This is a genomic window from Frateuria sp. GZRe12, assembly GCF_051900535.1.
Classification (GTDB): Bacteria; Pseudomonadota; Gammaproteobacteria; order Xanthomonadales; family Rhodanobacteraceae; genus Frateuria_A.
Genome location: NZ_JBHZGI010000005.1, coordinates 107,433 through 121,914, shown reverse-complemented (window position 1 = coordinate 121,914; position 14,482 = coordinate 107,433). Strand labels below are relative to the sequence as shown.

Annotated in this window: 13 protein-coding genes; 5 read left to right on the top strand and 8 right to left on the bottom strand. The window is 68.7% G+C overall.

Features of this window, described 5'->3' with window-relative positions:
- The first annotated feature begins 14 nt into the window (after window positions 1-14).
- The 3 genes from ACFWZ4_RS12765 (at window position 15) to ACFWZ4_RS12755 (ending at window position 4,439) form a co-directional block, all read left to right on the top strand.
- Window positions 15-452 carry a universal stress protein gene (locus ACFWZ4_RS12765; protein ID WP_439705062.1) on the top strand — a complete coding sequence of 146 codons (438 nt, stop codon included), beginning with the start codon at window positions 15-17 and terminating at the stop codon, window positions 450-452.
- A 4-nt stretch (window positions 453-456) separates the two neighbouring features.
- A complete protein-coding gene (locus tag ACFWZ4_RS12760; RefSeq protein WP_439705061.1) occupies window positions 457-2,958 on the top strand; it encodes a cation-translocating P-type ATPase in 2,502 nt (833 codons plus the stop codon).
- An 89-nt stretch (window positions 2,959-3,047) separates the two neighbouring features.
- A complete protein-coding gene (locus ACFWZ4_RS12755) occupies window positions 3,048-4,439 on the top strand; it encodes an MBL fold metallo-hydrolase (protein ID WP_439705060.1) in 1,392 nt (463 codons plus the stop codon).
- A gap of 93 nt (window positions 4,440-4,532) precedes the next feature.
- Here the strand turns inward: ACFWZ4_RS12755 and ACFWZ4_RS12750 are convergent, their stop codons facing one another.
- The 6 genes from ACFWZ4_RS12750 to hmgA form a co-directional block, all read right to left on the bottom strand.
- Window positions 4,533-5,294 carry a helix-turn-helix domain-containing protein gene (locus ACFWZ4_RS12750; protein ID WP_209615402.1) on the bottom strand — a complete coding sequence of 254 codons (762 nt, stop codon included), beginning with the start codon at window positions 5,292-5,294 and terminating at the stop codon, window positions 4,533-4,535.
- Between the two features lie 20 nt (window positions 5,295-5,314).
- Window positions 5,315-6,715 carry an oxygen-independent coproporphyrinogen III oxidase gene (gene hemN, locus ACFWZ4_RS12745; protein WP_439705059.1) on the bottom strand — a complete coding sequence of 467 codons (1,401 nt, stop codon included), beginning with the start codon at window positions 6,713-6,715 and terminating at the stop codon, window positions 5,315-5,317.
- A 166-nt stretch (window positions 6,716-6,881) separates the two neighbouring features.
- The gene (locus ACFWZ4_RS12740) at window positions 6,882-7,130 is read right to left on the bottom strand and encodes a hypothetical protein (RefSeq protein ID WP_439705058.1); all 249 of its coding nucleotides are present in this window, start codon (window positions 7,128-7,130) and stop codon (window positions 6,882-6,884) included.
- Between the two features lie 74 nt (window positions 7,131-7,204).
- Window positions 7,205-8,191 carry a fumarylacetoacetate hydrolase family protein gene (locus ACFWZ4_RS12735; protein WP_439705057.1) on the bottom strand — a complete coding sequence of 329 codons (987 nt, stop codon included), beginning with the start codon at window positions 8,189-8,191 and terminating at the stop codon, window positions 7,205-7,207.
- 18 nt (window positions 8,192-8,209) lie between these two features.
- Window positions 8,210-8,797: a lectin gene (locus ACFWZ4_RS12730; RefSeq protein WP_439705056.1), complete on the bottom strand. Its 588-nt coding sequence runs from the start codon at window positions 8,795-8,797 to the stop codon at window positions 8,210-8,212.
- Window positions 8,797-10,104 (bottom strand): homogentisate 1,2-dioxygenase, encoded by a 1,308-nt coding sequence (gene hmgA, locus ACFWZ4_RS12725; protein WP_439705055.1) that lies wholly within the window; start codon window positions 10,102-10,104, stop codon window positions 8,797-8,799. Before hmgA ends, ACFWZ4_RS12730 begins: the two co-directional genes overlap by 1 nt.
- A gap of 111 nt (window positions 10,105-10,215) precedes the next feature.
- Between hmgA and ACFWZ4_RS12720 the strand changes: the two genes are divergently transcribed.
- Window positions 10,216-10,608, top strand: coding sequence for a DUF5362 domain-containing protein (locus tag ACFWZ4_RS12720; RefSeq protein WP_439705054.1), 393 nt, complete (start codon window positions 10,216-10,218; stop codon window positions 10,606-10,608).
- Window positions 10,609-10,630: 22 nt separating this feature from the next.
- On the opposite strand, the gene hppD is transcribed toward ACFWZ4_RS12720, so the two are convergent.
- The gene (gene hppD / locus ACFWZ4_RS12715) at window positions 10,631-11,725 is read right to left on the bottom strand and encodes a 4-hydroxyphenylpyruvate dioxygenase (RefSeq protein WP_439705053.1); all 1,095 of its coding nucleotides are present in this window, start codon (window positions 11,723-11,725) and stop codon (window positions 10,631-10,633) included.
- Between the two features lie 136 nt (window positions 11,726-11,861).
- Between hppD and ACFWZ4_RS12710 the strand changes: the two genes are divergently transcribed.
- Window positions 11,862-12,323 (top strand): MarR family winged helix-turn-helix transcriptional regulator, encoded by a 462-nt coding sequence (locus ACFWZ4_RS12710; protein WP_439705052.1) that lies wholly within the window; start codon window positions 11,862-11,864, stop codon window positions 12,321-12,323.
- A 43-nt stretch (window positions 12,324-12,366) separates the two neighbouring features.
- Here ACFWZ4_RS12710 and ACFWZ4_RS12705 read toward each other — a convergent pair whose 3' ends face one another.
- Entirely contained in the window at window positions 12,367-14,466 is a 2,100-nt protein-coding gene (locus ACFWZ4_RS12705) for an FG-GAP repeat domain-containing protein (RefSeq protein ID WP_439705051.1), read from the bottom strand.
- Window positions 14,467-14,482: the final 16 nt, after the last annotated feature.

Below are 14,482 nucleotides of genomic sequence, written 5' to 3'. Positions count from 1 at the left end.
CCCTGGAGAGACGCATGTACAAGCACATCCTGCTTCCCATCGACGGCTCGGACCTTTCGCTGCGCGCCGCTGACGCCGGCATCGCACTGGCCCGCCAGCTCGGCGCGCGCGTGCACGCACTGCACGTGGTGGTACCGCTGCCGGCGGTGCCGTTCCTCAACGAGATCATCGCCACCAGCGACGCGGAATACGCCGACAGCGCCGAGGAAGCGGGCGCCCGCTACCTGGCCGCCGTGCGCGAGCGCGCCGACGCCGCCGGCGTGCCTTGCCAGTGCAGCCTGGAAACCGACCCCAGGCCGCACCGCGTCATCGTCGCGGCCGCGCGGCGCGAAGGCTGCGACCTGATCGTGATGGGCAGCCACGGCTGGCGCGGGCTGGACCGGCTGTTGCTGGGCAGCGAGGCACAGCGCGTGATCCTGGAATCGGACGTCCCCGTGCTGGTCAACCGCTAGCGCCATGGTTACCGCCGAGCGCGCGCAGGCGGCCGCACGCGAGGGGCTGGACCCGGCCGAAGCCGCGCGCCGCCTGGCCGCGCACGGCCCCAACCTGCTGCCCGGCAGCACGCCCAAGAGCTTCGGCGCGATCGTGCTGGGCGTGTTGTCCGAGCCGATGTTCCTGATGCTGCTGTGCGCCGGCGGCCTGTACCTGGCGCTGGGCGACCGCGCCGAGGCGGCGTTCCTGCTCTCGGCCGTGTTCGTGGTGATCGGCATCACCCTGCTGCAGGAGCGCAAGACCCAGCGCGCACTCGAATCGCTGCGCGAGCTTTCCGCGCCGCGCGCGCTGGTGATCCGCGGCGGCGAGGAGGTGCGCGTGGCCGGCGCCGACGTGGTATCGGGCGACCTGCTGGTGCTGCGCGAGGGCGATCGCATCGCGGCCGACGCCACGCTGCTGGAGGGCCGGCTGGAGGTGGACGAGTCGCTGCTGACCGGCGAATCGGTGCCGGTGACGCGCCAGAGCGAAGGCGAAGCCGCGGTGCATGCCAGCACGGTGGTGACGCGCGGGCTGGGCGTCGCCCGCGTCAACGCCACCGGCAGTGCCACCGCGGTCGGTCGCATCGGCGAGGCGCTGGCGAACACGCGCGAGGCGCCGAGCGAGCTGCAGCGCGCCTCGCGCCGGCTGATCCGCTATCTCGCCATCGGCGGCCTGGCGCTGGCCGCGGCCTACGCATTGCTGTCCTGGTTGTGGGACGGCCACGGTCCACTGGAAAGCCTGCTCGGCGGCATCGCGCTGGCGATGGCGATCCTGCCGGAGGAAATCCCGGTGATCCTCACCGTGTTCCTGGCGCTGGGCGCCTGGCGCATCTCGCGACGCAAGGTGCTCACCCGGCACGTGCCGGCGGTGGAGGCGCTGGGCGCGATCTCGGTGCTGGCGGTGGACAAGACCGGCACGCTCACGCAGAACCGCATGCAGGTGGCCGAGCTGGCGGTCGGCGGCGAACGCTTCGTCGACGAGGGCGCCACGGAGCTGGCCGAGACGTTCCACCTGCTGGTCGAGTTCGCGATGCTGGCCACGCCCAGCGATCCGTTCGATCCGATGGAGAAGGCGATCCAGCACTTCGGCCTGCGCTGGCTGGTGCACACCGAGCACGTGCATGCCGACTGGTCGGCCGAAGCGGAGTACGCGCTCTCGCCACAGATCCTGGCGATGACGCGGGTGTTCCCCTGCGACACCTGCACGCGCCACCTGCTGGCGACCAAGGGCGCCCCCGAGGCGGTGATCGACCTGTGCCACCTTCCCGCCGGGCCGGCCGCGTCGATTCTCGCCGAGGTCGAGGCGATGGCCGCGCGCGGTTTGCGCGTGCTCGCCGTAGCCCGCGGGCAGTGGACCGGCGAAGCCTGGCCGGCCAACCAGCACGACTTTGATTTCGAGTTCCTCGGTCTGATCGGGCTGGCCGATCCACCGCGCCCGGAGGTGCCGGCCGCGATCGCCGAATGCCGCGCCGCCGGCGTGCGCATCCTGATGATGACCGGCGACCACCCTGCCACCGCGCGCGCGATCGCCCGCAAGGTCGGTTTCGGCGAACGCACCGAGGTGCTCACCGGCACGGACATGGCGGCGCTCGACGACGACGCACTGCGCGCGCGCCTGCGGCACGTCGACCTGTGTGCGCGGCTCAAGCCCGAGCAGAAGCTGCGCCTGGTGCAGTTGCTGCGCGCGGACGGCCGCGTGGTGGCGATGACCGGCGACGGCGTCAACGACGCGCCGGCGCTCAAGGCCGCCGACGTCGGCATCGCCATGGGCGAGCGCGGCACCGACGTGGCGCGAGAGGCGGCTGCGCTGGTGCTGCTGGACGACAGCTTCGCCAGCATCGTGGCGGCGATCCGCCAGGGCCGGCGCATCTACGACAACATCGCCAAGGCGACCGGTTTCGTGTTCGCCGTGCACATGCCGATCATCGCGCTGGCGCTGGTGCCGGCCCTGCTGCACTGGCCGGTGCTGCTGATGCCGGTGCACATCGTGTTGCTGGAGCTTTTGATCGATCCGGCCTGCTCGATCGTGTTCGAGGCCGAACCCGAAGCCGGCGACGTGATGACACGGCCACCGCGCGCGGAGGGGGAGTCTCCATTCGCCGCGCGCCGGCTGGGCCGGGCGGTTTTGCAGGGGCTGGGCGTGGCGACCGTGCTGCTGCTCGGCTTCGGCTGGCTGCTGCACGAGGGCGTGAACGCCGCGCAGGCGCGCGGCGCGGTGTTCGCGGCGCTGCTGGGGAGCCTGTTCCTGCTGATCCTGGCCAACCGCCACCCGGCCCGCGCGGTGTTGGCGCGGTCGGCAGCGCGCAATCGCTGGATCGGCCGCCTGGGCGGCGCCCTGTTGCTCATGCTGGTGGCCGCGTTCGGCGTGCCGTTTTTGCGCGCGGTGATGGACCTCGCCCTGCCGGGCGCCATGGCCGCCGGCGCCATGCTGGCCATGCTCGCTGGGGCCCTCGCCTGGCTCGAAGCCCAGCGCCGTGCTTTTTCGTAGGGCGGGTTTCCCGTCATCTCGTCTTGACGGCGGTCAAGCGTGCCCGCCAGCATCGTGCGAGAGTTTCCGCGCTACCACGGAGCGATGCGATGCTCGTCTACAGCTGCCACGGTGCCGCCAAGCAGGTCACCGGTTCGTGCCACCTGGTCGAATGCAACGGCCGCCGCGTGCTGGTCGATTGCGGCATGTTCCAGGGCGACCGCGCGACCGAACAGGCCAACGCCGAGCCGTTCGGCTTCGACCCGGCCACCATCGATGCGTTGCTGCTCACCCACGCGCACCTGGACCATTGCGGGCGCATCCCGCGGCTGGTGCGGCAGGGTTTCCGCGGGCGCATCCTGGCCACTTCGGCCACGCGCGAGCTGGCGCGACTGGTGCTGCTGGATGCGGCCGGGCTGCAGGAGGAGGACGCGCGCCGCGCGGCACGCAGCGACCGGCGCGGCGAGGAAGCGATCGAGCCGCTGTACACGCTGGACGATGCGCTGCATGCGATGGATTTCTTCGAACCGGGGCTGGGCTATGCGCACGACATCGACGTGGCGCCCGGCATCCGCGCGCGCTTCCTCGACGCCGGGCACATCCTCGGTTCGGCGCAGGTGCTGCTGACCCTGGGCGATGGCGCAAGGCAGCGCACGATGCTGTTCTCCGGCGACCTGGGCAATCCCGGCCGTCCCTTGCTGCGCGACCCCGTGCCTGCGCCAGCGGCCGACTACGTGGCGATGGAATGCACCTACGGCGACCGCCCGCACCGCTCGGTGCCCGACTCGGTGGCCGAGCTCTACCAGGCCATCCGCGAAACGGTGGGGCGTCGCGGCAACGTGGTGATTCCCACTTTCGCGCTGGAGCGCACGCAGGAGATCCTCTACTACCTGCACCAGGGCCTGCGCGAAGGCCAGGTGCCACCGCACGTGCGGGTGTTCCTGGATTCGCCGATGGCGATCTCGGCCACCGAGATCTTCCGCCGGCACCCGGAATGTTTCGACGCGCAGTTCCTGCAGGTGCTGCAGCACGGCGACCCGTTCGCCATGCCCGGCCTGCATTTCACCCGCAGCACGCAGGAGTCGATGGCGATCAACGCGATCGACGGCGGCGCCATCATCCTGGCCGGCTCGGGCATGTGCACCGGCGGGCGCGTGCGCCATCACCTGAAGCACAACCTCTGGCGCGAGCGCAGCAGCGTGGTGTTCGTCGGCTACGCCGCGCAGGGCACGCTGGCGCGGCGGATCATCGACGGCGCCGCCAGCGTGCGCGTGTTCAACGAGGAAATCCCGGTGCGCGCGCAGGTGTGGACGATCAACGGCTTCTCCGCCCACGCCGGCCGCGCCGACCTGCTGGACTGGCTGGGGCGCGCGCCACGGCGGCGGGTGTTCCTGGTGCACGGCGAGTACGACCGCGGCATGCGCGGCATGGGCGAAGCGCTGACGGGGCTGGGCGTGGACTGGCAGATGCCGGGGATGGGGGAGCTTATCCGGCTGGACTGAGGCCGGTTTCCCGCATCGCGCCCGCGAACGTGCGGGCAGGCGACCGGCTACAGGCCCGGTAGCACCGCCGGCGGCCGCCAAGCCAGGGTGGGGTCAGTCCGGCAGCAGGCTGCGGCCGATGTGGTGCAGGCCGGCCGGATCCAGGATCAGCAGCTGGCGTCCTTCCACCTGGATCAGGTTCTGTGCGCGGAAGCGGCTCAGTACGCGGCTGACCGTCTCGGCGGCCAGGCGCAGGTAGTTGGCGATGTCGCCGCGCGACATGCTGAGCTGGAACTGCGTACCGGAGAAGCCGCGCGCGGCGTAGCGCTGGCCCAGGTCGGTGAGGAACGCGGCCATACGCTCGTCGGCGCTGTGGTCGCCGGCCAGCAGGCTCGCCGAGCCCAGTTCCTTGCTGAGCAGCCGGAACAGGTGGCTCTGCACCGCCGGCATGCGTGCGGCCAGCGCGCTCATCGCCGGGAAGGAGAAGCGGCAGAAGTAGGAGGTTTCCAGCGCGATCGCATCGCACGGGAAGTGTTCCGGGTAGATCGCGTTCAGGCCGATCACTTCGCCGGGCAGGTAGAAGCCGAGCACCTGCTCGCGGCCTTCCTTGTCGACCATGCTGGTTTTTACCGTGCCCGAACGCACCGCGAAGATCGCGCGGAACGGGTTGCCGGTCCGGAACACGTACTCGCCCGCGCGGAACGGCCCGACGTGCTCGACCAGGCAATGCAGTTCGCGCAGCTCGAGCTTGCCGTAGCCCACCGCCTGGCAGGCGCCGGCGAACGCGCAGGTACGGCAGAAGTGGGCCTCGTCGCCGTCGTCGGCGATCGGGCTGGGTGGTTCAGGCAGGCGGCCCGCCTGGTTTTCCAAACGCATCAGCAACGCCTTGTGGCCGGTCAGATCGTGCGCGAGAAGCGGCGCGGCGCTTCCTCGGCATGCAGGTAGGCATCGAAACACATTGCGATGCTACGCAGCAACAGCCGCCCTCGTGCGGTCACCCGGATCATGCGCCCTTCCAGCGTCACCAGACCGTCGTCGGCCAGCACGCGCAGGCGCGCCAGCTCGGCGGCGAAGTATTCGTCGAACAGCAGTCGGTGGCGCGCGCCGAACAGTTGCATGTCGACCTCGCCGTGGCACATCAGCTCGCCGATCAGCGCGCGGCGGATGACGTCGTCCTCGTCCAGCTCCAGGCCGCGGGCGATCGGCAGGCGGCCGGCGTCCAGCGCGGCGTAATAGCCGGTGAGGTCGCGCGCGTTCTGGCTGTAGGTGTCGCCCACGCGACCGATGGCGCTCACGCCGAGGCCGACGATGTCGCAGTCGCCATGGGTGGAGTAGCCCTGAAAGTTGCGCTGCAGGCTGCCCTCGCGCTGGGCGCGCGCCAGTTCGTCGTCGTAGCGGGCGAAGTGGTCCATGCCGACGTAGACGTAGCCGGCGGCGGAGAGCCGCTCCAGCGCGCGGCCGAACAGCGCCAGGCGGGTGGCCGGGTCGGGCAGTTCGTCGGCGTGGATGTGCTTCTGCGCCTTGAACAGGTCCGGCAGGTGCGCGTAGCCGTAGACCGCGACGCGGTCGGGCTCCAGCGCGATCACTTCGGTCAGCGTGCGGTCGAAGCCCTCCAGATTCTGTTTGGGCAGCCCGTAGATCAGGTCGACGCTGGCCGAGACGAAGCCCGATGCGCGGGCGACCTCGATCACCTCGCGCGTCTGTTCCACGCTCTGGATGCGGTTGACCGCCTGCTGCACCGCCGGGTCGAAGTCCTGGATGCCGACCGAGAGACGGTTGAAGCCCATCTCGCCCAGGCCGCGCATGTAGCCGCCGTCGGCGAAGCGCGGGTCGATCTCGATGCCGAACTCGCGCGAGCGCTCGCTGCTGAAGCTGAAGTGGCGCGCCAGCGATTCCATCAGCTCGCGCATGCGCGGCAGGTCCAGGAAGTTGGGCGTGCCGCCGCCGAAGTGCAGCTGGCGCACCGGGCGGTCGCGGTCGAACAGCGGCGCGGTCAGCTCGATCTCGCGGTAGAGGCGTTCGAGGTAGCGGTCGGCCTTGGCGATCTCGCGCGTGATCACGCGGTTGCAGCCGCAGTAGAAGCACGGGCTCATGCAGAAGGGCACGTGCACGTACAGCGACAGCGGGCGCGGGATCGGTTCCTCGTTGGAGGTGCGGATCGCCTCGCGCAGCGCCGCCTCGCCGAAACGCGTGTGGAACTGCGGCGCGGTCGGGTAGCTGGTGTAGCGGGGGCCGGCGGTGTCGTAGCGGGCGATCAGCGCCGGATCGAAGGCGGGAGCGGCAATGGCGTGGTTCATGGGGCCAGTTTGCCGGTGCGGCGCGGGGGGCTCTTGATCCGGGTCAAGGCACCGGCGCGGCGCAGGTGGACAGAAGGTCGCGGGAGCAGGAGCGCCCCCATCCGCCTGTCGGCATCCTGGACCGGGGAAGGTGCCCGAAGGGCGGATGGGGAAGCCTTGCGGGGGACTAGCCCCGCGGCGCGCCCTCGAGATAGCTCCGTGCGGCCACAAGGTCACGTGCATCGAGCGCGTCGGCGGCCCGGCTCCACGCCACCCGCCCGCCGCCATGGCAGGAGGAGCACAGGTTCTTCGGCAAGCTCGCCGCGGCAGCGGCGGTGATCGTCGTGCCGGCGGCATGCGTCGAGGCGACATGCACGGCCAGGCCAAGCAGCGGCGCGGCGACGAAAGCGGCAAGGGCAGGCAGTGGATGCGGCATCGGCAGGCTCCTTCTGTGAACGATGGCCGGCGGGCCAGGACCGCCCAGGCGCCTGTGCGCCCGGGCGGCACCGATCATGCCTTCTGAGGCGTGATGGTTTGTTCGATCGCGCCGAAGATCGAGACGCCGGCGGCGTCGGTGATCTCGATGCGCAGGCTGTCACCGAATTTCAGGAACGGCGTGCTCGGCTTGCCGTCGCGCAGGGTTTCGACCGTGCGCTGCTCGGCCAGGCACGAGGCACCCTTGCTGGTGTCTTCGTTGGCGATGGTGCCCGAGCCGACGATGGTACCGGCGGTCAGCGGGCGGGTCCTGGCCACGTGCGCCACCAGCTGCGCGAAGCTGAACTGCATGTCCACGCCGCAATCGGCCTCGCCGAACCACTTGCCATTGAGCCAGGTGCGCATGGGCAGGTGCAGCTTGTCGTCCCGCCACGCCTGGCCCAGTTCGTCCGGCGTGACCAGCACCGGCGAGAGCGCGGAGCGCGGCTTGCTCTGGAGGAAGCCGAAGCCCTTGGCCAGTTCGCCCGGGATCAGGCCGCGCAACGAAACGTCGTTGACCAGGCCGATCAGCTGAATGTGCTCCGAGGCCTGGGCCGGCGTGGCACCCATCGGCACGTCGTCGGTGACCACGATCACCTCCGCTTCCAGGTCGATGCCGAAGTCCTCGCTCGGCACCACCACCGGATCGCGCGGCCCGAGGAAGCCGGCGCTGGTGGCCTGGTACATCAGCGGATCGCTGTAGAAGCTCGCCGGCACCTCGGCGCCGCGCGCGCGGCGCACGCGCTCGACGTGCGGCAGGTAGGCCGAGCCGTCGACGAACTCGTAGGCGCGCGGCAGCGGCGAGGCGAGGCTGGCCACGTCCAGCGCGAAGGCGCCGACGACTTCGCCGGCATTCAATGCTTCCGACAGCGTGTTCAGGCGCGGCGCCGCGTTCGACCAGTCATCCAGCGCGGCCTGCAGCGTCGGCGCAATGTGGATGGCGGTGACCGCCTGCGTGAGGTCGCGGCTGACCACGATCAGCGTGCCGTCGCGGCCGCCTTCCTTGAGACTTGCCAGTTTCATGAGAACTCCGGATTGAAATTAACCACAGCCTTCCACGTAATCGACCTGCGGCGGCACGCCGGCGCGCCAGCGCGTCACCCTGCCCTGCGCGTCGGTCTCGAACACCAGCACGCCCGTGCCCTGCGGCGCGGTCACGCGCAACACACTGGCACCGGGTACGTACTTGTGCGGTGACTCGCTCGCCCGCGCACCGTACAACGTGCGGACCTGTTCCGCGCGCATGCCGACCTTGCCGCCGCCCGGCGCGGTTTCCTTCACCGTACCCACGTCGTAGCGCACGAAGCGGCCACCTTCGAACATGAAGGCAAAGTCGGAGGGTGTCTTCACCCATTTGGGCGTCTGGTAGAAGCACGCCTGGCCCGGTGGGCCCAGGCGCGTGAGCTCGCCCTGCCAGGCCTCGGCGAATGCCGTTTCGTCCATGCCGAAGCGGAGATCACCGTAACCGTCATAGCGGGCCATGCCTGCGGGAGCCGTACCGGCCGGATCGCGGGTCGCGGCCGCGGCGGGTGCGCTGGCGACGGGTCCGGGCGCAGGTTCGCTGGCCTGCTCACCGCTGCCGCAGGCAGCGAGCAGCAGCGCGCAGACGGTGCCCGCGAGCCGGTGCATCAATCGCGTCCCGGCTCGAAGTGCCGTGCGATGCCCTGCCAGCACTCGTAGTAGTTCTTCTGCAGCTGCGGCGATTCCAGCGCCTGGCGCGTCGGGCGGATGACCTTGCGCGTCTCGAACATGAAAGCCATGGTGCCGCCGATCACGTCGGGTTTCGAAAGGTCGGCGCCGGACGCTTTCTCGAACGTCGCCGCATCGGGCCCGTGGCCGCTCATGCAGTTGTGCAGGCTGGCGCCGCCGGGCACGAAACCCTCGGCCTTGGCGTCGTACACGCCGTTGATCAGGCCCATGAACTCGCTGGCCACGTTGCGGTGGAACCACGGTGGGCGGAAGGTGTGCTGCGCGACCAGCCAGCGCGGCGGAAAGATCGCGAAATCCATGTTGGCCGTGCCGGGCGTGTCGCTGCCGGAGGTCAGCACGGTGAAGATCGACGGGTCCGGGTGGTCGTAGCTGATCGAGCCGATCGTGTTGAAGCGGCGCAGGTCGTATTTGTACGGCGCGTAGTTGCCGTGCCAGCCGACCACGTCCAGCGGCGAGTGGCCGATCTTCGCCTGCCACAGGCTGCCCTGGAACTTGGCGATGAGGCGGAAGTCGCCTTCGATGTCTTCGTAGGCCGCGCGGGGCGTGAGGAAGTCGCGTGCGTTGGCCAGGCAGTTGGAGCCGATGGGACCAAGCTCCGGCAGCCGCAGCAGGGCGCCGAAGTTCTCGCAGACGTAGCCGCGAGCTTCGCCGTCGGGAAGCTCCACGCGGAAGCGCACGCCGCGCGGGATCACCGCGATCTCCTGCGGTTCCAGTTCGATCACGCCCAGTTCGGTCGCGATGCGCAGGCGGCCCTGCTGCGGCACGATCAGCAGCTCGCCGTCCGCGTCGTAAAAGAAGCGGCCTTCCATCGAACGGTTGGCCGCGTACAGATGGATGCCGATGCCGGCCTGTTCGGCCGGACCGCCGTTGCCGGCGATGGTGACCAGGCCGTCGATGAAGTCGGTGGGCTGGGCGGGACTCGGCAGCGGGTCCCAGCGCAACTGGTTGGGCGTGGCCGGCGCCTCGTCGAAGCGGTTGTGGAAGCCCTCGTGCGCGAGCGGCTCGAACGGCGCGTGCACGGCCGCGGGGCGAATGCGGTATAGCCAGCTGCGGCGGTTGACGTGCCGCGGCGCGGTGAAGGCGGTGCCGGAGAGCTGCTCGGCGTAGAGGCCGTGGGCCACGCGCTGGGGCGAGTTCTGGCCTTCGGGGAGGGTGCCTTCGATTGCCTCGGTGGCGAACTCGTTGCCGAAGCCCGATTGATATGCCGATGCGTTGCCCGTCTTCATGACCTCAGCTCCGGTGGTGCGGGCCCTGTGCGGCCCCGCCGTTTGCCTCTACTCTTTGCCCGGCCAGGCGTCCAGGGGGACGCCCGGTCCACTCAAAACCAGGGGAACCACATGTCTTACGTACCTGCCGCACCCGGCGCGGGCATGCCTGCGCGCGCAACCCGGGAAATCGGCCTGCCGCTGGCATCGGCCGCGGGCTGGATGAAGTTCATCGGCATCATGTTCATCATCCAGGGTGCGATCACCGCCCTCACCATCGTCGGCATCATCATTGCGTGGTTGCCGATCTGGATCGGCGTGCTGCTGCTCCAGTCGGCCGGGGCGGCGCAGCGCTCACAGCTCCAGGACGACGCCAACGCACTGATCGAAGCCCTGTCGCGCCTGAAGACCTATTTCGTGATCCAGGGCGTGCTCTATCTGATCGGCCTCACCCTGTTGGTCATCTACCTCGTCTTCTTCGGTGCGGTGGTCGCCGCCATGTTGCACAACAACCTCGGTCACTGACCGGCTGTTCCCGCGGCGTGCCCTACAGCACGCCGCGCTTCATCTGGTCGCGCTCGATCGACTCGAAGAGCGCCTGGAAATTCCCCTCGCCGAAGCCCTCGTTGCCCTTGCGCTGGATGATCTCGAAGAAGATCGGGCCGATGTTGTTCTGCGTGAAGATCTGCAGCAGCTTGCGCTGCTTGGTCTCCGGGTCGGCGTCGATCAGGATCTTGTTCTTGCGCAACCGCGGCACGTCCTCGCCATGGTTGGGGATGCGCATGTCGATCACGTCGAAGTAGGTATCGGGCGTGTCGAGGAACTCCACGCCCTGCTCGCGCATCTTCTCGACCGTCGCGTAGATGTCGTCGGTGAAGCAGGCGATGTGCTGGATGCCTTCGCCGTGGTAGGCGTCCAGGTACTCGTTGATCTGGCTCTTCGGATCGCTCGACTCGTTGAGCGGGATGCGCACGATGCCGTCGGGCGCGGTCATCGCCTTGGACACCAGGCCGGTCTTGGCGCCCTTGATGTCGAAGTAGCGGATCTCGCGGAAGTTGAACAGCCGCTCGTAGTAGTCCGACCACTTCTGCATGTTGCCGAAGTAGAGGTTGTGAGTGAGGTGGTCGATGAAGGTAAGCCCGAAACCCTTCGGATTCGGCTCGGCGCCCGGCACGGCCTCGTAGTCGCCGTCGTAGACGTCGCCCTTGGCGCCGTAGCGGTCGACCAGGTAAAGCATGCAGTCGCCAATGCCCTTGACCACCGGCGCGTTGACCGCCTTGCTGGCCGCCTTGTGATCGACCGCCTCGCCACCGTTGCCGAGCACCTTCGTGCACACCTCGTCCGAGGGCGTCTTGAAGCGGATCGCGAACCCGCACGCGCAGGGACCGTGCTTGGCGGCGAAGTCGGCGGCGAAGGAATCCGGATCCTCGTTGACCAGGAAGTTCACGCCGTTCTGGCGGTACACGGTGATCGCGCGGCGCTTGTGCTTGAGCACGGCGGTGAAGCCCATCTTGCGAAAGAGCGCGTGCAGCTCGGCACCGCGGCCCGCCGGTGCGGCGAACTCCACGAACTCGAAGCCGTCGATGCCCATCGGGTTCTCGAAGGTGGTGACCTGCATGCCGAGGTTCGGTTGGGCGTTCATGGCGCTCTCCTGGAAGGCGGAAGACGTACAGTGGACGGTGCGGCCGCGCCCACGATGATGCGCGGGGGCCTCGAAGAATCCGGCTAGATCTCCGTTATAGTTACATGTGAAACCATTTGCAAGGAGCCGCGCCGCCGTGCCAGCCAAGCGCCCACCCGACGCGGCCACCGCCGAACACGCCCCGCTCGAACTGGAGCGATTCCTGCCCTATCGGTTGTCGATCCTGTCCAACACCATCAGCCAGGCGATCGCCGACGATTACCAGCGTCGCTTCGACCTGTCGGTAACCGAATGGCGGGTGATGGCCGTGCTGGGACGCTTCGAAGGTCTTTCCGCGCGCGAGGTCGCCGAGCGCACGGCGATGGACAAGGTCGCGGTCAGCCGCGCGCTGGCGCGGCTGGTCGAGGCCGGCCGTGTGGACCGCGCGACCCACGATGGCGACAAGCGCCGCTCGGTGCTCAACCTCACCGAAGCCGGCTGGGCAATCCATGACCAGGTGGCGCCGATGGCGCGGGCCCGCGAGCAGGAGGTTCTGGCCAGGCTCTCGGTCGAGGAGCGCGCCTGGCTGGAGCGCATCCTCGACCGCCTGCTCGGGTAGCCCGGCCGCGGGGATCAGTGCCTAGAACGAAACTGGCCCGGCGCTACGGCGAAACCGGCAGACCCGAGTTGAATACCGTCTGCCCGCTTGACACGCTCATCGACGGAACGCTCTGGCTGAAGGCGCAACCAGCTACGTCGAGGCATCCGCCCTGATTCCCCCACAGCGTCAGCGCGTGCCCGTCTGACCAGAGCACGTCGGCCAGGCCGTCGCCGTCATAGTCCGCCACCGCCGCTACGTGCGAGCCGCTCACGGCCGCGGGAACCGTGAAACTCCGGGTTGCGCGCACCGAGCCACCGTCCATCAGCCAGTATCCCCATTGCGTGAGGTCACCGGTCGACCACACCAGGTCGGCCTTGCCGTCGCCATCGAGATCGCCACGGCCGGCGATCTGCCACGCGGCCGGGAAATTGGCGACGAACTTCGAGACGAAGCCCTGCCCGCGCGACAACCACGCGTACAGGTCGTGCTTCGTACTGGACCACAGCACATCCGCCCGCCCGTCGCCGTCGTAATCGCCCACGGTGGCGGGAAAGTAGCCCGGGCTGTACCGCACGATCTTGTAGCCCTTGCGGACCGCACCGTTCATCAGCCAGTACGCAAACTGGCCGGCCGAGCGATCGATCCAGGCGAGATCGTCCATTCCATCCCCGTCGAAGTCGCCCGCGCCCACGACCGCCCATCCGGCCGGATACGTGCCGGCAAACTTGGAGGTGAATCCGCTCGTGCCGCCGTACCAGATGTACAGGTCATGCTTCGCGCTGGTCCAGAGGAGGTCGGCCACGCCATCGCCGTTGAAGTCCCCTGCGGCCACCGGGTAATAGCCCGTGGTGATGACGGTATGGGTGGCCGCGCCGGTGACCGAACCGGTCGAGAGCAGCCCCGGCCCCGTCAGTATCAGGTCGGATGCGCCGCTTCCGCTGACGTCGTCCTGGATGGGCACCACCAGCTTGAAGATGGCCCCGGTACCGTTGACTCCCCCGTCCGGCAGGACCCCGTAGATGGTCCTCGGGCCGACCTGGATAAGGCTCTTGGGGCTGGCGTCGTCCACGCCGGCCGTGCGGTTGGACAGGTAACGCACGACACTGTAATGGCCGTTCCGGGCGACCCGGAAGATGGCGCCATTGCCATCGCGCCCGCCGAAGTCGGTCACGCCGTAGACGTTTCCATCGGAAGCCGCCAGCAGGGCATCGGCCATGTACCCGTCGTCATGGCTTCCATCGCCGTTGCGCTTGTCGAACTGGCGGACGATGGAGAACCCGCCATCGGGCGTGATCCGGAAGACCACGCCGCCGCAGTAGTAGTTCTCGTCCACCTTGCAGTCGCTGCCGCCCAGTTTGGTATCGCCTACCAGGTTGCCGGAGGCGTCCATGACGAGCGCGCTTATCGTCTCGCCTTCGCTGCTGTCCGGCGCCAGCGCGTGCACGAGGGTGGAGGTCCCATCCTTGATCTTGAGGATGTACTCCTTGCGGTCGTTGACGGGGTCTTCGGTAGGCGCAACAAGCGTTGTGTAGAACTCGCCGGAGGGGCCGGCCAGAAGGTTCGTGACGGGATAGTACCCGCCCGTCGCGTTGCCGAACTCATACACCGTGCTGGTCTGTCCGTCCCGGGCGACGGCGACGATAGCGGGGCCTGAAGGCACGAAAGCCATCCCGTACATGTTGCCGTTGCGATCGGTTACCAGCGAGTACGGGCTTGTCGTGCCGTAGAAAGTGTTGCTCTGTTCGTAGGTATGGACCGTCCCGAAAGCACCCCCCGGCGACAGCGCAAAGGCCGTATTCGTTGTCACTCCGAACAGCGACCCGTCGTTCAGTTGCAGGAACTGGACGGGATAGTCGTTGGTCGAGCTTACGAACAGCGTTCCATCGTGGCTGTCGAAAGTGTGGATGCGGCTGACCTTGCCCTGCAACGACATCGAGAAAAGGCTGCCACCGTACTGGAAGGACCGGCCGACAGCCTCGCCATAAAAGATGCCGTTCCTGTAGACAATGAATTTCGGGTGGCCGAACCCGGCGTCCGCCGGAGGCATGCTCCCGACCAGGCCGTAATGCGGCGAAGCGGCCAAGGTCGCGCCGGAAAACGCCATCGCGCCGGCAGCCGCCAGCGCCCAGCCGCGCCGGCGGATTTTCTGGTTTCCGTACATGTTTTCCCCCTAGGCC